Origin of the sequence: Streptomyces vilmorinianum (assembly GCF_005517195.1) — a bacterium.
Taxonomy (GTDB): Bacteria; Actinomycetota; Actinomycetes; order Streptomycetales; family Streptomycetaceae; genus Streptomyces; species Streptomyces vilmorinianum.
The window spans coordinates 5,630,731-5,650,607 of the sequence record NZ_CP040244.1; the positions used below are offsets into that span (position 1 = coordinate 5,630,731).

Genomic DNA, 19,877 nt, shown 5'->3' on the forward strand with positions numbered 1-19,877 from the left:
ATACCTCGCCTGGGCGGCCGATCGGTGGTCGGGCCCGCTTCCGACCGCAGTGCGGCTCGTCTCGGCGTCGCTGGCCGCAGCCGGGAGCCGGGCAAACTGCCTAAGGATCTCCTAGGACCACCAGCTCGGCCACCTTCGCCTCCCGGCGCTGCGTCAACGTCGTCAGTCCCTGGCCCCGGCCGGCCTACCGCTCCTGGCCGGACGTGTTCCACGACGAGACGGGTGGCGTGCTCCGAGCCGGGTGCGCTCCCGACGGCGGCATGCGGACGACCGCGACGCCGCCGTCCAGGTCCACCGTCGTCCGGTTCGGCGGCGCTCCGTCCTCCTCGTCGTCGCGCATCAGCAGCGCCGACTGCCGTTCCTTGAGTTCGTTCTGCTTCCCCGGCGAGAAGTTCGCGTGGAGCTGCTCGAAGCGGGTCGCCGAGATCTGGCCCTGCCGGGCGCTGTTGCGCCACGGCAGCGCTCCGGCTCGCCCGGCACGGAGAAGCAGCTGATCCGCGAAGGCGACGACGGTCAGCAGGATGACCAGTCCGGGCAAGGTCACGAAGACGGCGAACTCCATGGCCTCAGTATCCGGGGCGGGCGGCGATCGAAGGAGGGATTGCCGGGCATAGGCCCGCGCCCGGCTCCACGAGGCCCAAACCAGTCGTCGAACGATCATGATCCCTGCCATCCTGGCCCGCATGAATCAGAACCCCGTCGACCAGGCCCGACGTCTCGTCCGTGACCGTTTCCCCGAGGCGCTCGCCGTCGTCCTCGCCGGGTCGACGGCCACGGGGCGGGATACGGCGGGAAGCGACCTGGACATCGCCGTGCTCATCGAGGACGGCGGCGAGAGCTGTCGGGAGACGATCCGGTTCGAGGGGCGGGTCGTGGAGCTGTTCGTTCACACCTGGGCCGGTCTCGTGGAGCTCTTCGCCACGGATGCCGCCGCGCGCCGCGGGGTCCTGCAGAGCATGTACGCCACCGGACTCGTCCTACTCGACTCGAACGGCGCGGCCGGGCGGGCCCGTTCGCTCGCCGAGGAGGGGCTCCGCACAGGCCCGCCGGCGCTGGATCCGGCGACCGTCGAGACCAGGAGGTACGGGCTGACGGACGCGCTGGACGATCTCGTCGACGCGGCCGACCGCATCGAGGCCCTGGCGGTCGCCGGGTTCGTCCTCGGCACCGCGGCTGATCTGCTCTGCGACCACCACCGCGCCTGGATCGGCGGCGGGAAGTGGCTGCCCCGGCGCCTCATGGAGGCGGACCCCGAACGCGGTGCCGCCCTTCTCGAAGGACACCTGCGCCTGTGCGAGTCGGGCGACCCCACCGCCCTGCTCGACGCGACGTCGGAGATCCTCGACCTCGCCGGCGGGCCGCTGCGCGAGGGGTACCGCAGGACCTGGAACGGCGCCATCGATTCGGTCGCCGCCGCCCGGCGCTGACCGGGTGCCGGCGCCCGGTCAGCGCCGGTCAGCGCCGGTCAGCGCCGGGCGGCGACAGGACGCAGCCGGGCCGGCGTGCCCGCGCCTATCCTTCCTGGCATGGCCCTCCCCTTCCGCGTCCGTGGCCGCCGCGTGTCCCCACGGGCCGCCGACGCCACCGTGGCGCTGGTCGTCACGCTCGTCGTGGTCGTCTGGACGCTGGTGTCCGCGCGGTACGCGAGCGAGCCCGTCGCCCGTACGGTCGTCGGCTGGGCGCTCATCGCGATCGGGTGCGGTGCGCTGTACTTCCGCCGCCGGGTGCCGGTCACGGTCGCGGTCGTCACGCTGCTCGCTTGCGCGGTCTACTACCCGGTGTCCATGCAGGACGGGCCGCTGATGATCGCCTTCGCGCTCGCGCTCTACACCACGGCCGCGGAGGGCCGGTTCGCCGCCGCCGTCGCGCTCGCCGCCATCACGCTGCTCGCCGTCGGGCTCGGCGAGATCCGGCAGGAGCCGGGGCGCCGGCAGATCGACGACACCTCGCTGGCGATGCTGTCCGGCTGGCTGATCAGCCTGGTCGCCGTGGGCCGCGCCCAGCGCACCCGGCTCGCCTATCTGCACGAGGTGGAGCAGCGGGCGCTCGCCGCCGAGCGGGAGCAGGAGGCGCGGGCGCGGCAGAGCGCCACCGAGGAGCGGCTGCGGATCGCCCGCGAGCTGCACGACGTGCTCGGTCACAGCATCTCGCTGATCAACGTCCAGTCCGGTGCCGTACTGCACCGGCTGGGCAAGAAGCCGGAGCCCGGCGTCGCACTGGCCGCCGCCGAGGAGGCGCTGGAGGCGGTGAAGGCCACCAGCAAGGACGCGCTGCGCGAGCTGCGCGCGACGCTCGGGGTGCTGCGTCAGGCCGACGAGTCCGCGCCGACCTCGCCGACCTCGGGTCTCGCCCTGCTCGGAGAGCTGGTGGAGCGGGCCAGGAGCACGGGTCTCGACGTCCGTACGGAGCTGAGCGGTACGCCCGTACCGCTGGCGCCGCCGGTCGATCTCGCCGCGTACCGGATCGTGCAGGAGTCGCTGACCAATGTGACCCGGCATTCCGGGGCCCGTACCGCGACGGTCGCGCTCGACTGGCGTACGGACGAACTGCGCCTGCGGATCGAGGACGACGGCGAGGGAGCTCCGGAGGAGCGGCCGCAGGGCAGCGGCATCCGCGGCATGGCCGAGCGCGCCCGGGCGTTCGGCGGCGAACTGACCGCGCGCAGCACCGCCGAGGGTTTCCGGGTCGACGCCCGGCTGCCGCTCGGAACACCGCCTTCCGCCATCTCTAAGGGGGACCTTCGATGATCCGCGTCGTACTCGCCGACGACCAGACACTGGTCCGGGCCGGGTTCCGCTCGATCCTGGCCGACGAGGACGACATCGAGGTGGTCGGGGAGGCCGCGGACGGCGAGCAGGCGATCGCGCTCGCCCGTGAACTGCGCCCGGACGTGGTCCTGATGGACATCCGGATGCCGGGCCTCGACGGTCTGGAGGCCACCCGCCGGATCACCGCCGACCCCCGGCTCGAAGGGGTCCGGGTGGTCATCCTGACGACCTTCGACGTCGACGACTACGTGTACGGGGCGCTGCGCGCCGGGGCGAGCGGCTTCCTTGTCAAGGACACCGAGCCGATGGAGCTGCTGCACGGGGTACGGGTGGTGGCGCGAGGCGACGCGCTGATCGCCCCGGCGGTCACCCGCCGGCTGATCGCGGAGTTCGCGGGCCGCTCCAGGCAGCCGGACCCGAGCCCGCGCCTGAACGCCCTGACCGAGCGGGAGCGCGAGGTCATGGGCCTGGTGGGGGCGGGGCTCTCCAACGACGAGATCGCCCGGCGTCTCGTCCTCTCCCCGGCGACCGCCAAGACCCATGTCAGCCGGATCATGACCAAGCTCGACGTCCGCGACCGGGCGCAGCTGGTGATCCTGGCGTACGAGTCGGGGATGATCACGCCCGGCTGGCTGACGTAGCTCCCCCTAGGGGACACGCGCGCGTGGGCGCAACTCCTGGGGTACGCGCGCGTGGGGCGACGCAACCGTGGGGGTACGCCCACTGACCACCGCCGGGCGACGCCGCGCCCGTAGCCGTACGCCGACGCTGGCAGCGTGAATCCAGACGTCCTCGATCTCGCCCGGCTGCAGTTCGCCCTCACGGCGGGCGGCCACTTCCTCTTCGTCGCCCTCACGCTGGGGCTCGCGACCGTCGTCGCCGTGATCCAGACCGTGGCGACGATCGGACGGAAGCCGCTGCACGCGCGCATGGTGCGGTTCTGGGGCCAGCTGTACGTGATCAATTACGCGGTCGGGATCGTCACCGGCATCGTGATGGAGTTCCAGTTCGGGATGAGCTGGAGCGGTCTCACCCACTACGCGGGCAATGTCTTCGGCGCCTCGCTCGCGGTCGAGACGATCGTCGCGTTCTTCGTCGAGTCGACGTTCCTGGGCCTGTGGATCTTCGGCTGGCACCGGTTCAATCGCTGGGTCCATCTGGCGATGATCTGGGTCGTCACGCTGACCGCGTATCTGTCCGCGTACTGGATCCTGGTCTCCAACGGCTTCCTCAACCACCCGGTGGGACACCGGACGGAGGGCGGGAAGCTGGTCCTGGACGACCCGGTCGCCGTGCTGACGAACCCCTCTGCCCTGCAGGCGTTCGGGCACATCCTGGCCGGGGCGCTGCTGACGGCCGGTTTCTTCGTCGCCGGGGTCAGCGCGTACCACCTGTTCCGGCGCTCGCCCGAGTGGGAGTTCTTCGGCAAGAGCCTGCGGATCGGCGTGTTCCTGGCCTTCCCCGCGCTGATGGTCACCGCCGTCTTCGGCGACATCCAGTTCGCCGCGCTGCGCACCCTCCAGCCCATGAAATCGGCCGTGTTCAGCCAGAAGACTGCCGAAATCGCCCAGCTCCAGGCGGACATGGTCGCCCGCTTCGGTCCCGGCGAGTACGTCCCCTCCGAGGCGTGGACCCGGGGCGGCGGTCTCGTCATGCTCATCTGCTTCGCCCTGATGATGTACTTCACCTTCGCCGGCGTGATCCTGGCCTGTTTCAAGAAGGTCGTCTTCCGCTTCCGGCTGTGGCATCTGGCACTGATGGCCGCCGTGCCGCTGCCCTACCTCGCGATGATCAGCGGCTGGGTCTTCCGCGAGGCGGGCCGCCAGCCCTGGGTCGTGTACGGGCTGCTGAAGACCGAGGACGCCGTCTCCGGCCTCTCCCCCGGCGCGATGCGCGCCTCGCTGATCGTCTTCACCACCCTCTACGCGCTGCTCGTCGTCCTCAATGCCTGGCTGCTGGCCCGGTACGCCCGCCGGGGCCCGGCCGCCGACTCCGGTCTCGGCCACGACGACCGGGCGGCGGACGAGAACCCCGCCGACTCCCTGCCCGCCACCAGCTACTGAGGAGCGGACCGTGACCAGCCTCGACATCCTCGCCATCGCCCTGCTCGCCTTCTTCGCCACCGGCTACTTCGTACTCGCCGGCGCGGACATCGGGACCGGGATGCTCACCCCCTACCTCGGTCGCACCGACCACGAACGCCGCCTGGTCATCACCTCCTTCGCCCCCTTCTTCCTGGGCAACGAGGTGTGGCTGATCGCCACCGCGGGCGTACTCGTCGGCTGCTTCCCCGACCTCGAAGGGGAGCTGCTGTCCGGCCAGTTCGCGGTGCTCGTGCCGCTGCTCACGGGCTGGATCGTCCGTGACATCGGACTGTGGTCGCGCGGCCGGGGGCCGGGGCCGCGCTGGCGCGCACTGTGCGACGGGGCGGTGGTGTGCGGCAGTTGGACGGTCGCGCCGGCCTGGGGATGGCTGCTGGCCGGGCTGCTGACCGGTACGCCGTACGAGGCCGCCACCGGCCCCACCGCGATCCTCACCGCCCTCGCCGTGGCCGCGCTGTTCGCCGCGCACGGGCTCGGTTTCGCCACGCTCCGGCTGACCGGCCTGCCGTACGAACGCGCCCGGCTGCTGGTGGGGCGGACCGGTTCCTGGCAGTCCTTCGCCCTGACCGCCGTCCTGCTCGGCGCACTCCCCGCGCTCGCCGGAAGCACGCTCCCGCTGACCGAGCACGCCGCGGACGGCGCCACGCTCGCCCTGCTCGTCCCCGCGCTGCTCGTCCTCACCCCGCTGCTCGTCGCCGCCCAGGTGTGGACCTGGCGCACGTTCCGGCACCGGGTGACCCGTCCCTCGTACCTGTGACTCCACGACGTCACTCCCAGAGGACGTCACTCCCAGAAGGAGAAAAGACCATGACCGTCACGCGGGAGAGCGCTCCCCCGACGACTCGGCGGGGCAGCGTCTTCGAGCGCCTGGCCACTTTCTCGTACCGCCACCGCTGGTCCGCCGTGCTGCTCTGGATCGTGGTGGTGGCCGCCGCGACCGGCGCGTCGACGGCCGTCGGCAGCGCGTACCACAACGACTTCTCGCTGCCCGGTACCGATTCGCAGGCGGCGCGGACCGTCCTGGAGAGCCACGGCTCCGCCCAGGCCACGGACGCGACCCTGCAGATCGTCGTGAAGGACGAGAAGGGCGTCCGCGAGAAGACGGTCCACGCGCGCGTGGAGGGGCTGCTCGACAGGGTCGAGGGGCTCCCCGGCGTGACGGACGTCCGCGGTCCGTACGAGGACGGGGCCGCCGTCTCCGCGGACGGAACCGTCGGCTACGCCACCGTCACCCTCGACGGCGAGGCGGCGAACACGGACCGCACCGAGGTCCTGAAGATCATCGAGACCGTGCGCGCGGCCCAGGGCGACGGGCTGACCGCCGCCGTCGGCGGTGACGCGGCACGCGGCGCCGAGGAGGGCGGAGGCGGCGCGGCCGAGGGCGCGGGGATGCTGGGCGCCCTGGTCATCCTGGTCTTCCTGTTCGGTTCCCTGGTCGCCGCGAGCCTGCCCGTGGTCACCGCGGTCTTCGCGGTCGGCAGCTCGATCGGGCTGATCGCGCTGGCCTCGCATCTCGCGGACGTCGCGGACTTCACTCCGCCGGTCATGATGCTGGTCGGTCTCGGCGTCGGCATCGACTACGCGCTGCTGATCTTCTCCCGCTACCGCGGTGAGCTGCTGCAGGGCGCCGAGCCCGAACAGGCAACCCGGACCTCCCTCGACGCGGCGGGACGCACCGTCTTCTTCGCGGGCTGCACGGTGATCATCGCGCTGATGGGGCTGGTCGCGCTCGGACTCGGCTCGCTCCAGGGCGTGGCCCTCGCCGTCGCCCTGACCGTCCTGGTCACCATGGCCGCCTCCCTCACCCTGCTCCCGGCGCTGCTCGGGATCTTCGGCCGCCGGATCCAGCGGCAGGTCGCCGGGCGGGCCGCGAAGGCCGAGAGCCGCGGGCGGGTCGAGGGCGCCCGGTGGCGCAGCTGGGCGACGGCGGTGCAGAAGCGGCCGTGGGCCGCGCTCCTGGTCTCCGTGGCGGCGCTCGGCGCGCTCGCCGCGCCCGCGCTCGACCTGCGGCTCGGCTTCGCCGACGCCGGCAACGACGCCCCGGCGAAGTCCAGCAGGCAGGCGTACGACCTGCTGGCCGAAGGCTTCGGTCCCGGGTTCAACGGACCGCTGATCGTGGTCGTGGACAGCAGCGCGGGCGGCGGCGAGAGGGGCGAGGGCGGCGAGCGGGCCGGGAACGAGCTGCGCCGGGTCCTGGAGAACACGGACGGCATCGCGGCGGCGACCGCGCCGATCCCGACGAAGGACGCCGCCGTCTCCACCGTCATCGCCTTCCCCGATTCGGCTCCTCAGGCCGAGGCGACCTCGGAGCTCGTCGACCGTCTGCGGTCGGACGTCCTGCCGCCGCTGGAACGGACGACCGGCGCCGATCTGCTCGTCGGCGGACCGACGGCGGCCACCGAGGACTTCGCGTCCACCGTCTCCGACCGGATGCCACTGTTCGTCGCGATCGTCGTCGGCCTCTCCGCCCTCCTACTGCTCCTCGTCTTCCGGTCCGTGCTCATCCCGGTGAAGGCGGCGGTGCTCAACCTGGTCAGCATCGGAGCGGCGCTCGGCGTGATCACGCTGGTCTTCCAGCACGGCTGGTTCGGGGTGCAGCCCGGACCGATCGAGGCGTTCATCCCCGTCATGATCTTCGCGATCGTCTTCGGGCTCTCGATGGACTACGAGGTCTTCCTGCTCTCCCGGATCCACGAGGAGTGGGAGCGCACCAAGGACCCGCAGGGCGCTGTACGGGAGGGCCTGGCGGCGACCGGAAAGGTCATCACCGCCGCCGCCGCGATCATGATCGTGGTGTTCGCGGCCTTCGTCCTCAGCCCCGACCGGATGCTGCAGCAGTTCGGCCTCGGCCTCGCCGTGGCGATCCTGCTGGACGCGGTCGTCATCCGCTGTCTGATCGTGCCGGCGGTGATGCAGCTGCTCGGCCGGCGCGCGTGGTGGCTCCCCGCGCCGTTGCGGCGGATCCTGCCGGAGGTACGGCTGGAACACCACTGACCGGGAAGGCGGTCAGGCGCCGCCCTCCGGCGGCGGCGCCTGCTCGCCCTGCTCCTTCTTGTGCTGCAGCGCCTTCTGCAGCCGGGCGACGACAGCCTCCCCGTAGCGGCGGTGGCCGTGGACGCGCGGGTCGTCGGTCACGTCGTACCGCTTCACATAGGCGCCGAGGAACCCCTGGAGGGTGGCGACCGCCGGGATGGCGATCAGCGCGCCGACCGCGCCGAGCAGCGCCGTACCGGCGATCACCGAGCCGAAGGCCACCGCCGGATGGATGTCCACGGTCTTGGACGTCAGTTTCGGCTGGAGGATGTAGTTCTCGAACTGCTGGTAGACCACGACGAAGACCAGCACCCACAGCGCGTACCAGGGGTTCTCGGTGAACGCGATCAGCATGGGCAGCGCGCCCGCCAGATACGTGCCGATGGTCGGGATGAACTGCGAGACCAGGCCGACCCAGACCGCGAGCGCGGGCGCGTACGGAACGCCCAGGAACTCCAGCAGGATGAAGTGCGCGACGCCGGAGATCAGCGCCATCAGGCCGCGGGAGTAGAGGTAGCCGCCGGTCTTGTCGACGGCGATCTCCCAGGCCCGCAGCACCTCGGTCTGGCGGGCCGGGGGCAGTACGGAGCACAGGGCGCGGCGCAGCCGGGGACCGTCGGCGGCGAAGTAGAACGAGAACAGGAAGATCGTCAGCAGCTTGAAGAGGCCGCCGAGGACCGTGGCGGAGACGTCGAGGACGCCGGTCGCGCTGTTCTGCACGTACTTCCGCAGCCAGTCGGAGCGGAGCACGCTGTCCTGGACCTCGACCCGGGACAGCTCGGTGTGGAAGGTCTGGTTGATCCAGTTGATCAACGAGTCGAGGTACTTGGGGAAGTTCTCGACCATGTCGACGATCTGGCCCGCCAGCATCGAGCCGAGCAGCACCACGAAGCCGACACTGACGACCATCACGGTGAGGAAGACGAGGAACGTGGCGAGTCCCCGCCGCATGCCCCGGGCGGCCATGCGCCCGACGGCCGGCTCTATGGCGAGGGCCAGGAAGAACGCGAGCAGGATGTTGACAAGGAGCCCGATGAGCTGATGGAAGGCCCAGCTGCCCAGCTGGAAGCAGGCGTAGAGCGCGAGGGCGAGCACCAGGGCGCGCGGCAGCCAGCGGGGCATCCGGGCGGCGGGCCGCGCTGCACCGGTGGCTTCGGGGCCTTCGGGGGCTTCGGGGGCAGGTGCTTCGGTTGCTTCAGGTGCTGCGGGTACTCCACGTGCACCGGACGCGGACGTACCGGTTCCGGACGGACCAGGGACGGCCGGCTCGCCGCCGGGCACTGGCACGTCGGTGAGGACAGGGGCGGTGCGCACGGCCGTCGGCCCGCCGGTCCCCGCCTCCGGGGCTCTCCCGGTCACGGCCTGGTCGGAGGCCCTGTCGGCGTGCCCGTGGGCGGACCCACGGGCGGTCGTCTTGTCGGTCTCGTCGGTTTCGTCAGTCGGAGCCACCCCGCCAGTCTCGCGCACCGCGCGGACAATCCGTCCCGGCCCTCCGCGTCAGCGTTTGTCGGCCGGTACGTCGACGGCCGCGCAGACCGCCCGCCACACGTCCTTCGCCTCCCAGCCGGCGTCCAGTGCCTCACGCACCGTACGGCCGCCCAGTTCGGACATCACATGGTCCCGCGCGAAGGACTCGGCGTAGGCCCCACCGAAGTGGTCCGCCATCCGCTCCCAGAAAATCGTCAACCGCATGCCCCCAGTATCCCGCCCCCAAGAGTGCAGCCCGCTGCTTAGGCCTTGTCACGTGCTGTCGGCGGCCTACGGTCGGACCATGGCTGGAACTCCTGTCGCGACTCCGCACGCGACCCCCCTCGCCCGCGCCGAGCACTTCATCTGGCTGACGGCCCGCGTGCTCGAACAGCGGCGGTTCGCCTATCACTTCCTGCGCGGTGGCGCGGAACCCGTCGAGGTCGCCCTCACGGCCTACCTCAACGAGGACGGCGGTTACGGCCACGCGCTCGAACCCGACCTGCGCGGCCCGGTCAGCCAGCCGCTGCACACCGGGCACGCGCTGCGGGTCCTCGACTCCATCGGCCGCTGCGGCGGGCTGCGGGTCGAGCGGATCTGCCGTTATCTCACCGAGGTGTCCACGGTGGACGGCGCGCTGCCCGCGGTCCACCCGTCGCTGCGCGGCTATCCCGCCGCGCCCTTCGTACCGATCGTCGACGACCCGCCCAGCGCGCTGCTGTCCACCGGCCCCGTGGTCGGACTGCTCCACCGCAACCAGGTGTGGCACGCCTGGCTCTTCCGCGCCACCGAGTTCTGCTGGTCGGCGGTCGAGTCGCTGGAGACCTCGCACCCGTACGAGATCGAGGCCGCCGTCGCCTTCCTCGACGGGGTCCCCGACCGGTCGCGGGCCCAGGCGGTGGCCGACCGGCTCGGGCGCCTGGTGCGGGAGCAGCGGCTGGCGGTCCTGGACCCCGAGCGCCTCGACGAGTTCCCGGTGGCACCGGGGTACGCGCCGGGCGAGCACCATTTCCCGTACGACTACGCGCGCGTGCCGGACTCGCTGGCCCGCCGCTGGTTCACGGACGAGGAGATGGGGCGCTCCCTCGACCACCTCGCCGCCCGCCAGCAGGAGGACGGCGGCTGGCCGGTCACCTGGCGGCAGTGGGCCCCGGGCACGGCGCTGGAGGCGCGCCCGATGGTGACGATCGAGGCGCTGCGGACCCTGCGCGCCCACGGCCGTCCGATCACCTGACGCCCCACGCGCCGGGCGGTGCGAGGCGCAAACGGCACACGCGGCGCGCACCACGGGCACGGCGGGGTCGATGCATGAGGGCGTCACCCGCCCAGCGCCCTCACTCCCGCCGTGACCACCACGGCCGCGCCGACGACCACCAGGAAGGGCGCCCGAAGGGCGAGGGCGACGGCGGCCGCGGCGACGCCCAGGGCGCGGGCGTCCAGGACGAGCGCGCCGGCCGCGCTGAAGGTCTGCTGGGCGGTGAGCGCCGCGAGCAGAGCGACCGGCAGCAGGGCCGCCAGCCGTCGGACGAGGGGCCGTTCCAGGGCGCCCTCGGGCACGAGGAGCCCGACCAGCTTGACGACGTAGCAGCCGACGACCGTGAGGCCGATCGCGATCCAGACACTCATCGGACATCCCCCTTGCCGCTGCCATCGGTGCCATCGGTGCCACCACTGCCACCACTGCCACCGGCGCCACCGGTGCCGACGTTGCCCCCGGCCATGTGGCGGCCCCGCGCCCACAGCACGGCGGGCGCGGCGAGCGCCGCCACCAGGACCGGGACACCGGCCGGCAGCACCGGCAGCAACCCGAGGCCTAGCACGACGGCGATCCCCGCGGTGTACCGCTCCGTCGCCGTCTTCAGCATGGGCGCGAGCAGCGCGAGGAAGACGGCGGGGCCGGCCGCGTCCAGACCCCAGGCGTCGGTGTCGCCGATGGCCTCCGCCCCGAGGGCGCCCAGCAGGGTCGTCAGGTTCCACAGCACGTAGAGCGTGAGGCCGGTGACGCTGAACCCGATCCGTGCGGCCCGTCGCGTCGGCTGCGCGAGCGCCACCGCCGTCGTCTCGTCGATCACCCACTGGGCGGCGAACGGCCTGACCGCGCGCGGCAGGGCGAGGAGCTGGGACAGCCGCAGCCCGTAGAAGGCGTTACGGGTGCCCAGGAAGAACGCGCCCGCCGCGGCCGTGAACGGGTTCCCACCCGCCGCGAGCGCCCCCACCAGCGCGAACTGCGAGGCGCCGGTGAAGACGAGCAGGCTGAGCGCGCAGGTCTGGAGCAGGCTGAGTCCGGATCCCGCGGAGGTCACGCCGAAGGCGAAGCCGGAGAGACCGACGGCGATACCGACCCCGAGCGCGTCGCGTACGACCGCCGAGTCCGCCTTCGTGCTCTCCCGTATGACTGGAGGTGCTGTCTGTTCTGCCACGCGAGGGACGTTACGAGTCCCGGCCGCCGGCGGTCTTGTACGTTCTTGCACCCCGTGTCCTGGCGCCCCGCGCGCGCTGGTACGCCCCCGGCGGCACGCCCACGCTCCGCGCGAAGTGCCGGTTCAGGTGCGGCTGGTCGGTGAAGCCGACGGCCACGGCCGCCTCCGCCGGGGCCGTCCCCGCGTCGAGCAGCCGCCGCGCCCGCCGCACGCGCGCGTCGGTCAGCCAGGTGTGCGGGGGCATCCCGTACGCCTCCCGGAAGGCCCGCAGCAGCGCGAAGGGACTGGTGCCGAGGTCGGCGGCCAGGCGCTCCAGGGTCGGCGGATCCACCATCCGCTCCTCGAGCACGGCACGCGCGCGTGCCGCGTTGCGCGCGCCGGCCGAGCGGGGGGCGAGCAGGGCGATGCGGCCCCCGTGGCTGCGCAGCATCCTCGCCGTGACCAGTCGCAGCAGACTGTCGGCGGCCAGCGCGTTGCCCTCCTCCGCGGCCCGGTGGACCCCGATCACGAGCTGCGCGGCGTACGGATCGTCCACGACGGGTTCGGTGAACCCGACGTCGCCCCGCAGCGCGATGGTGTCGGCGGCGATGGACCGGATCAGCTCCGCGTCGGGGTAGATCGTGCGGTAGGTCCAGCCCTCGGGGACACCCGCGTGCCCGGTGTGCGGGGTGTCGGGATTGACCAGGGCGATCTGTCCGGGGCCGGCGTGCACGAGATCGTCACGGTAGTGGAAGGCCTCCACGCCGTCCGTGATCGCGGCGAAGACGAAGGACTCGTGGGTGTGCCGGGCGAAGGCCTTGCGCACGTAGTGGGCGTGCAGCAGGTCGACGCCGGGCAGCTCGGGGTACTGCCAGTACCGTGCCCGCTCCCCAGTCGCCATGCCCCCCATTCTGCGTCACGGGCCGCTCCGGCCACGAAGGGAGTTTCCCCAGGTCCGGGCGGTTGTCAGTGGCGGGGTGCACGATGGGTGGCATGGTCAGGTCTGCACTCGACTCGTTCTCCCCCGCGACCCGTGGCTGGTTCACCGGGGCCTTCCGCGCGCCCACCGCGGCGCAGGAGGGTGCCTGGCGGGCCATCGGCGCCGGTTCGGACGTGCTCGTGGTCGCCCCGACCGGCTCCGGCAAGACCCTGGCCGCCTTCCTCGCCTCCCTGGACGCGCTGGCCTCCACCCCGCCGCCCGCGGACCCCAAGAAGCGGTGCCGGGTGCTGTACGTCTCCCCGCTGAAGGCGCTCGCCGTCGACGTCGAGCGCAATCTGCGCTCCCCGCTGACCGGCATCCGCCAGGAGTCGGTCCGGCTCGGGCTGCCCGAGCCGGACGTGCGGGTCGGGATCCGCTCAGGCGACACCCCGCCCGCCGAGCGCCGCGCGCTGGCCACGAAGCCGCCGGACATCCTGATCACCACCCCCGAGTCGCTGTTCCTGATGCTGACCTCCGCCACGCGCGACGCGCTCGCCGGGATCGAGACGGTGATCCTGGACGAGGTCCACGCGGTCGCCGGGACCAAGCGCGGCGCGCATCTCGCGGTGTCCCTGGAGCGGCTCGACGAGCTGCTGCCCCGCCCGGCCCGCCGGATCGGTCTGTCGGCGACGGTCCGTCCGGTGGACGAGGTGGCCCGCTATCTCTCCCCGCAGCGCAAGGTGGAGATCGTCCAGCCGCCCTCCGGCAAGGAGTTCGACCTCTCGGTGGTCGTCCCGGTCGAGGACATGGGAGAGCTGGGGGTCCCCCCGGCGAAGACAGGGGGAGGCTCCCCGGCCTCCGAGGGCACGGATGGCGGCGACAAGCCCTCGATCTGGCCGCATGTCGAGGAGCGCATCGCCGACCTCGTCCAGGCCCACCGCTCCACCATCGTGTTCGCCAACTCGCGTCGCCTCGCCGAGCGGCTGTGCAACCGGCTCAACGAGATCGCGTACGAACGCGCCATGGGCGAGCCCCTCCCGGACGGCCCCCCGCCGGCCGAGATCATGGCCCAGTCCGGCGCCGCCCAGGGCGCGCCCGCGCTGCTGGCCCGCGCCCACCACGGCTCGGTCTCCAAGGAGCAGCGCGCCCAGGTCGAGGAGGACCTGAAGGCGGGCCGACTGCCCGCCGTGGTGGCCACCTCCAGCCTGGAGCTGGGGATCGACATGGGCGCGGTGGACCTGGTCGTCCAGGTCGAGTCGCCGCCGTCGGTCGCCTCCGGTCTCCAGCGCGTGGGCCGCGCGGGGCACCAGGTCGGGGCCGTCTCCACGGGCGTGGTGTTCCCCAAGTACCGGGGCGACCTCGTCCAGGCGGCCGTGGTCACCGAGCGGATGCGCAGCGGCTCGATCGAGTCGATGCGCATCCCGGCGAACCCGCTGGACGTTCTCGCGCAGCAGCTGGTCGCGATGGTCTCCCTGGACTCCTGGCAGGTGGACGACCTGCTGGCCACGGTCCGGCGGGCCGCGCCGTTCGCCTCGCTGCCCGAGTCCGCCTTCACGGCCGTCCTGGACATGCTGGCCGGCCGCTACCCCTCGGACGCGTTCGCCGAGCTGCGCCCGCGCGTGGTCTGGGACCGGGTCGCGGGCACGGTCACCGGCCGCCCGGGCGCGCAGCGGCTCGCCGTCACCTCGGGAGGCACGATCCCCGACCGGGGTCTGTTCGGCGTCTTCCTGGCGGGGGCCGACCCCAAGAAGGGCGGCGGCCGGGTCGGCGAGCTCGACGAGGAGATGGTCTACGAGTCCCGGGTGGGCGATGTCTTCACGCTCGGCACGACCTCCTGGCGGATCGAGGACATCACCCGGGACCGGGTCCTGGTCTCCCCGGCCCCCGGTGTGCCGGGCCGGCTGCCGTTCTGGAAGGGCGACCAGCTGGGCCGCCCCCTGGAACTGGGCCGCGCGGTGGGCGCGTTCCTGCGCGAGGTCGGGTCGCTGAACGCCGAGGACGCCCGGCTGCGGCTGGTCGCCGCGGGCCTGGACGCCTGGGCCGCGGACAACGTTCTGGCGTATCTGGACGAGCAGCGCCAGGCCTGCGGCCATGTTCCGGACGACCGCACGATCCTGGTCGAGCGGTTCCGGGACGAGCTCGGCGACTGGCGGGTCGTCATCCACTCCCCCTTCGGGGCCCAGGTCCACGCCCCGTGGGCGCTGGCCCTCGGCGCCCGGCTCGCGGAGCGGTACGGCATGGACGCCCAGGTGATGCACGCCGACGACGGGATCGTGCTGCGGCTGCCGGACGCCGATCTGATGGGCCTGGACCTCCTGGACCAGGACCCGGCGCACGTGGACACGACGTACGACTCCGACCAGGCCCCGATCGGCGCGGCGGACGCGCTCTTCGACAAGGGCGAGATCGGCCAGATCGTCACCGACCAGGTCGGCGGCTCGGCCCTCTTCGCCTCCCGGTTCCGCGAGTGCGCCGCGCGGGCGCTGCTGCTGCCCAAGCGCAATCCGGGCAAGCGCACCCCGCTCTGGCAGCAGCGCCAGCGTGCCGCCCAGCTGCTTCAGGTCGCGAGCGAGTTCGGCTCCTTCCCGATCGTCCTGGAAGCCGTCCGCGAATGCCTCCAGGACGTCTTCGACGTGCCCGGGCTCACCGAGCTGATGGGCGACATCGAGTCCCGCCGGGTCCGCCTGGTCGAAGTGACCACTCCCGAGCCGTCGCCGTTCGCCCGCTCCCTGCTCTTCGGCTACGTCGCCCAGTTCCTGTACGAGGGCGACTCCCCGCTCGCCGAGCGCCGGGCCGCGGCTCTCTCCCTGGACTCGCGCCTGCTCGCCGAGCTGCTCGGCCAGGCGGAGCTGCGCGAGCTGCTCGACGCGGAGGTACTGACCGAGCTGGAGCGGGAGCTCCAGTGGCTCACCGAGGACCGCCGGATCAAGGACGCTGAGGGTGTCGCCGACGTGCTGCGGGTCCTCGGTCCCCTCACCGAGGCCGAGCTGACCGAGCGCGGGGCCGATCCGGCCTGGGCGGGGGAGCTGGGAGCCGCCCGCCGGGCCATCCGGGTCCGGATCGCCGGGGCGGACCACTGGGCGGCGATCGAGGACGCCGGACGGCTGCGGGACGCGCTCGGCACCGCCCTGCCGGTGGGGGTGCCCGAGGCGTTCACGGAGCCGGTCAAGGACCCGCTGGGCGATCTCCTGGCCCGGCACGCGCGCACGCACGGGCCGTTCACCTCGTCCGCGGCCGCCGCCCGCTTCGGCCTCGGCGCGGCCGTCACCGACGGCGCCCTTCAGCGCCTGGCCGCCGCCGGACGGGTCGTGCAGGGCGAGTTCCATCCCTCCGGGATCGGCCAGGAGTGGTGCGACGCCGCCGTGCTGCGCCGGCTGCGCCGTCGCTCGCTGGCGGCCCTGCGCCACGAACTGGAGCCCGTGCCCCCGGCCGCGCTCGCCACCTTCCTGCCGCAGTGGCAGCACCTGGGAAGCAGCAGCCTGCGCGGGATCGACGGACTGGCCCGCGCCATCGAGCAGCTGCAGGGCGCGCCCGTGCCGGCCTCGGCCCTGGAGAAGCTGATCCTGCCGTCCCGGGTCAGGGACTACTCCCCCGCGCTGCTCGACGAGCTGACCACGACCGGCGAGGTCGTCTGGGCGGGCGCCGGCGCCCTGCCCGGCAAGGACGGCTGGGTCTCCGTCTATCTGGCCGATGCGGCGCCCCTGCTGCTCCCGCCGCCGCACCCGCTCGAACTCACCGCGCTGCACGAGTCGGTGCTCACCACCCTCTCCGGCGGCTACGGCCTGTTCTTCCGTCAGATCGCCGACCAGGTGCGGGCCACCACCCACCCGGACGCCACCGACCCCCAACTCGCCGACGCCGTCTGGGACCTGGCCTGGTCGGGACGGCTCACCAACGACACCCTCGCCCCGTTGCGCTCCCTGCTCGGCTCCGGCCGTACGGCGGGGTCCACGGCCCACCGCGCCAAGCGCACGGTCCCGCGCGGCCGTTACGGCACGCTCGGCGCGGCGGCCCGGCCCGTCTCCCGGACGGGCCCGCCGACCGTCAGCGGCCGCTGGTCGCTGCTTCCGCCGCTCGAGCCGGAGCCGACCCACCGCGCCCACGCGCTGGCCCGCACCCTCCTGGACCGCCACGGCGTGGTCACCCGGGGCGCCGTGGCCGCCGAAGGGGTCGAGGGCGGTTTCTCGGCCACGTACCGCATCCTGTCCGCCTTCGAGGACAGCGGGCAGGCCCGCCGTGGCTATGTGGTGGAGGGGCTCGGCGCGGCCCAGTTCGCCATGGACGGCGCCGTCGACCGGCTGCGCGCGGCGGCGACGGCCCGGGACCGTGGCGCGGAGGCGGGCGCCGGCCCGCGCGCGGTGGTCCTGGCCGCGGCCGACCCGGCCAACGCGTACGGGGCGGCGCTGCCGTGGCCGGAGCCGCCGACGGGTGCGGGGCACAAGCCCGGCCGGAAGGCCGGCTCCATGGTCGTCCTGGTCGACGGGGAGCTCACGCTCTACATGGAACGGGGCGGCAAGACCCTGCTGTCCTGGCCCACCGACCCGGACGATCCGGCGCTGAGAGCCGCGTCCGAGTCCCTGGCCGCGTCCGCCCTCGCGGGTTCCCTGGGCACGATCACGGTGGAGCGGGTCAACGGAGCGACGGCCCTCACCTCGCCGCTCGCCCGGGCCCTGGAGGCGGCGGGCTTCCACGCCACCCCGAGAGGGCTGCGCCTGCGGCCGTAGAGGGGCGGCACGGTCCCGCATCATGGAGTCATGCCCGAAGGAGACACCGTCTGGCAGACCGCCCGCCGACTGCGCGAAGCCCTCGCCGGGCGCGTCCTGACCCGTTCCGACCTGCGCGTTCCCCGGTTCGCGACCGCCGACCTCACCGGCCGTACGGTCCTGGACGTGACGCCGCGCGGCAAGCACCTGCTGACCCGGATCGAGGACGGGCTGACCCTCCACTCCCATCTGCGCATGGACGGGTCGTGGCAGGTGTACGCCACGGGCGAGCGCTGGCGCGGCGGCCCGGCCCACCAGATCCGGGCGATCCTCGGCAACGCCGAGCGGACCGCCGTCGGCTACCGCCTCCCTGTCCTCGAACTGATCCGTACCGCGGACGAGCCCGAGGTCGTGGGCCATCTCGGCCCGGATCTCCTCGGCCCGGACTGGGACCCCGGGGAGGCCGTCCGCAGGCTGACCTCCGACCCCGCCCGCCCCCTCGGCGAGGCCCTCCTCGACCAGCGGAATCTCGCGGGCATCGGCAATGTCTACAAGTCCGAGCTGGCGTTCCTCGCCGCCGTCACACCGTGGCTCCCCGTCGGCGAGCTCCCGCCCGGTGTCCCCGAACGCCTGGTCGCCACCGCCCACCGCCTCCTGGACGCGAACAAGGACCGCCCCGACCGCCGGACCACCACGACCCGGAGGCCGGGGCAGCCGCTGCATGTGTACGGACGCGAGGGTCGCCGCTGCCCCCGCTGCGGCGCCGCCGTCCGCCGGGCGGAGCTCGGCGACCGCGTCACGTACTGGTGCCCCGGATGTCAGAAGGGTCCCTCCGCCCCAACTAATTGACGGAGCGTCAGATCTGGTCGTACGGTCCGGTCATGGCCCTCACGGCGTACGACTTCACCGGCCGCACCGCCTTCGTCACCGGCGCGGCGAGCGGCATCGGCCGTGCCACCGCCACGCTCCTCGCGCAGGCGGGCGCCACCGTCCACTGCGCGGACCGCGACGAGCTCGGCCTCCGCACGACCGCGGATCTCGTCACCGCACAGGGCGGCACCGCACACACCCACACCCTCGACGTCACCGACCGCGCCGCCCTCGCCGCGGCCGTCGCGAGCGCGGGCCCGCTGCACACGATGGCGGCCGTCGCCGGGATCATGCACACGAGCACGGTCCTGGAGACCCGCGACGAGGACCTCGACCGCGTTCTCGCGGTGAACTTCAAGGGCGTGCTCCACGCCTGCCAGGAGGCGGCCCGTTCGATGATCGCGACGGGCACGCGCGGCTCCATCGTCACGATGGCCTCAGGCGCGATGGACACCGCGAGCGCGGGCCTGCTCTGCTACAGCGTCACCAAGGCCGCCGTCGTCCAGCTGACCAAGACCCTGGCCACCGAGGTCGGCCCGTACGGCATCCGGGTCAACGCGATCGCCCCCGGCTGGATCCGCACCCCCATGACCGACCGTCACGAGCCCGCCGCTCAGCAGCAGGCGGAGGCGGCCATGGCCCGCCGCTCCCCCCTGGGCCGGGTGGGTGAGCCGGAGGACATCGCGCACGCGGTCCTCCACCTCGCCTCCGACGCAGCGTCGTTCACGACGGGTCAGATCCTCCGCCCCAACGGCGGGGTCGCGATGCCGTGGTGACGCGCGCGCCCGTGGCACCCCTGACCGCCCGACCGCCCGCGCCTGCGGACGCCGTCACGTGCACCGGCAGCAGACTCAGCCCCCAGCCACCGGCCGCGACCGCCCCCTCCACCAGCCCCGACTGCTCCGGGACCAGCGCCAGTCGCAGCACCGCCCACCACCACAGCCCGCCGGCCACCAGCCCGCCCGCGATCCACACGAGCGTCACCAGCGGAACCCGTCGCCGTACCATGGCCGCCTCCTCCGGTCGACGCTAGACCGGCCGTATCACCCGGCGGGAGGGCGCACGGGAGGCAGACCCAGCGCACCCGGCGCACGGCACGCGCAACGCGGCCGCCACGCCTAGGCGCTCTCCGCCTGGAACATCCACGCATGCTTCTCGAGGTCGGCGGTGAGGCCGATGAGTACGTCCTGGCTGACCGGGTCGGGTTCGGCGGTCGCCAGGACGCGCTCCCGCATCCGTGTGACGACCGTGCCGAGCGCCTGGACCAGGATCTCCACCGCGTCCTTGTCCTTGATCCAGCCGTCCGGCACCGGAACGGCCCCGATCGCGCTCGTCGACGCCACCGTCGCCGATCGCCCGTCAGGCGTGACTCCGAGCGCCGAGGCGCGCTCGGCCACGATGTCGGAGTGCTGACGCGCGGTGACCACGACCTCGTCGAGCTGCAGATGGACGGAGCGGAACCGGGGTCCCACCACGTTCCAGTGCACCTGCTTGGCCACCAGGGCGAGATCGACCAGGTCCACCAGCGCGCCCTGCAGGGCGCCGCCGACCGTCCTGAGGTCGGCGTCGGACAGGGAGCTCTTCACGACAGACATACGGGGTCTCCAACCAGTCGT

General features: G+C 73.1%; 18 protein-coding genes. 10 read left to right on the forward strand and 8 right to left on the reverse strand.

Annotation, left to right across the window (positions count from 1 at the left end):
• Positions 1-184 precede the first annotated feature (184 nt).
• Positions 185-562: a DUF6191 domain-containing protein gene (locus FDM97_RS26090; RefSeq protein ID WP_137992916.1), complete on the reverse strand. Its 378-nt coding sequence runs from the start codon at positions 560-562 to the stop codon at positions 185-187.
• Between the two features lie 121 nt (positions 563-683).
• Between FDM97_RS26090 and FDM97_RS26095 the strand changes: the two genes are divergently transcribed.
• The 6 genes from FDM97_RS26095 to FDM97_RS26120 all read left to right on the forward strand — a co-directional run bounded on the left by FDM97_RS26095 (position 684) and on the right by FDM97_RS26120 (position 7,864).
• Positions 684-1,427, forward strand: a complete 744-nt coding sequence (locus FDM97_RS26095) for a nucleotidyltransferase domain-containing protein (RefSeq protein ID WP_137992917.1) — start codon at positions 684-686, stop codon at positions 1,425-1,427.
• Positions 1,428-1,526: 99 nt separating this feature from the next.
• Positions 1,527-2,747 carry a sensor histidine kinase gene (locus FDM97_RS26100; protein WP_137992918.1) on the forward strand — a complete coding sequence of 407 codons (1,221 nt, stop codon included), beginning with the start codon at positions 1,527-1,529 and terminating at the stop codon, positions 2,745-2,747.
• Complete coding sequence (locus FDM97_RS26105; protein WP_137992919.1) at positions 2,744-3,409, forward strand: response regulator; 666 nt, start codon at positions 2,744-2,746, stop codon at positions 3,407-3,409. The genes FDM97_RS26100 and FDM97_RS26105 overlap by 4 nt, the downstream gene beginning before the upstream one ends.
• Positions 3,410-3,544: 135 nt before the next feature.
• Positions 3,545-4,831 (forward strand): cytochrome ubiquinol oxidase subunit I, encoded by a 1,287-nt coding sequence (locus FDM97_RS26110; RefSeq protein ID WP_137992920.1) that lies wholly within the window; start codon positions 3,545-3,547, stop codon positions 4,829-4,831.
• Positions 4,832-4,841: 10 nt separating this feature from the next.
• Complete coding sequence (locus tag FDM97_RS26115; RefSeq protein WP_254705764.1) at positions 4,842-5,627, forward strand: cytochrome d ubiquinol oxidase subunit II; 786 nt, start codon at positions 4,842-4,844, stop codon at positions 5,625-5,627.
• Positions 5,628-5,677: 50 nt separating this feature from the next.
• A complete protein-coding gene (locus tag FDM97_RS26120) occupies positions 5,678-7,864 on the forward strand; it encodes an MMPL family transporter (RefSeq protein WP_137992922.1) in 2,187 nt (728 codons plus the stop codon).
• Between the two features lie 12 nt (positions 7,865-7,876).
• Here the strand turns inward: FDM97_RS26120 and FDM97_RS26125 are convergent, their stop codons facing one another.
• Positions 7,877-9,025: an AI-2E family transporter gene (locus FDM97_RS26125; protein ID WP_137992923.1), complete on the reverse strand. Its 1,149-nt coding sequence runs from the start codon at positions 9,023-9,025 to the stop codon at positions 7,877-7,879.
• Positions 9,026-9,400: 375 nt separating this feature from the next.
• Complete coding sequence (locus FDM97_RS26130; protein WP_137992924.1) at positions 9,401-9,595, reverse strand: DUF3046 domain-containing protein; 195 nt, start codon at positions 9,593-9,595, stop codon at positions 9,401-9,403.
• A gap of 79 nt (positions 9,596-9,674) precedes the next feature.
• On the opposite strand from FDM97_RS26130, the gene FDM97_RS26135 reads away from it, so the two are divergent.
• Positions 9,675-10,604, forward strand: a complete 930-nt coding sequence (locus FDM97_RS26135; protein ID WP_137992925.1) for a hypothetical protein — start codon at positions 9,675-9,677, stop codon at positions 10,602-10,604.
• Between the two features lie 83 nt (positions 10,605-10,687).
• On the opposite strand, the gene FDM97_RS26140 is transcribed toward FDM97_RS26135, so the two are convergent.
• Genes FDM97_RS26140 through FDM97_RS26150 form a run of 3 tightly spaced genes read right to left on the reverse strand, consistent with a single transcriptional unit; the run spans position 10,688 to position 12,670 of the window.
• On the reverse strand, positions 10,688-10,996 hold the full coding sequence (locus FDM97_RS26140; RefSeq protein WP_137992926.1) for an AzlD domain-containing protein: 309 nt from the start codon (positions 10,994-10,996) through the stop codon (positions 10,688-10,690).
• Entirely contained in the window at positions 10,993-11,790 is a 798-nt protein-coding gene (locus FDM97_RS26145) for an AzlC family ABC transporter permease (RefSeq protein WP_137992927.1), read from the reverse strand. The genes FDM97_RS26140 and FDM97_RS26145 overlap by 4 nt, the downstream gene beginning before the upstream one ends.
• A 10-nt stretch (positions 11,791-11,800) precedes the next feature.
• Positions 11,801-12,670, reverse strand: a complete 870-nt coding sequence (locus FDM97_RS26150) for an AraC family transcriptional regulator (protein ID WP_175439236.1) — start codon at positions 12,668-12,670, stop codon at positions 11,801-11,803.
• A 92-nt stretch (positions 12,671-12,762) separates the two neighbouring features.
• On the opposite strand from FDM97_RS26150, the gene FDM97_RS26155 reads away from it, so the two are divergent.
• The 3 genes from FDM97_RS26155 to FDM97_RS26165 are packed head-to-tail and all read left to right on the forward strand — an operon-like array spanning position 12,763 to position 19,037.
• Entirely contained in the window at positions 12,763-17,412 is a 4,650-nt protein-coding gene (locus tag FDM97_RS26155) for an ATP-dependent helicase (protein WP_137992929.1), read from the forward strand.
• A gap of 30 nt (positions 17,413-17,442) precedes the next feature.
• The gene (locus tag FDM97_RS26160) at positions 17,443-18,240 is read left to right on the forward strand and encodes an Fpg/Nei family DNA glycosylase (protein WP_137992930.1); all 798 of its coding nucleotides are present in this window, start codon (positions 17,443-17,445) and stop codon (positions 18,238-18,240) included.
• A gap of 32 nt (positions 18,241-18,272) precedes the next feature.
• The gene (locus tag FDM97_RS26165) at positions 18,273-19,037 is read left to right on the forward strand and encodes an SDR family NAD(P)-dependent oxidoreductase (RefSeq protein ID WP_137992931.1); all 765 of its coding nucleotides are present in this window, start codon (positions 18,273-18,275) and stop codon (positions 19,035-19,037) included.
• Here FDM97_RS26165 and FDM97_RS26170 read toward each other — a convergent pair.
• A complete protein-coding gene (locus FDM97_RS26170) occupies positions 18,985-19,269 on the reverse strand; it encodes a hypothetical protein (protein ID WP_137992932.1) in 285 nt (94 codons plus the stop codon). The genes FDM97_RS26165 and FDM97_RS26170 overlap by 53 nt on opposite strands.
• A gap of 110 nt (positions 19,270-19,379) precedes the next feature.
• Entirely contained in the window at positions 19,380-19,856 is a 477-nt protein-coding gene (locus FDM97_RS26175; protein ID WP_137992933.1) for a Dps family protein, read from the reverse strand.
• Positions 19,857-19,877: the final 21 nt, after the last annotated feature.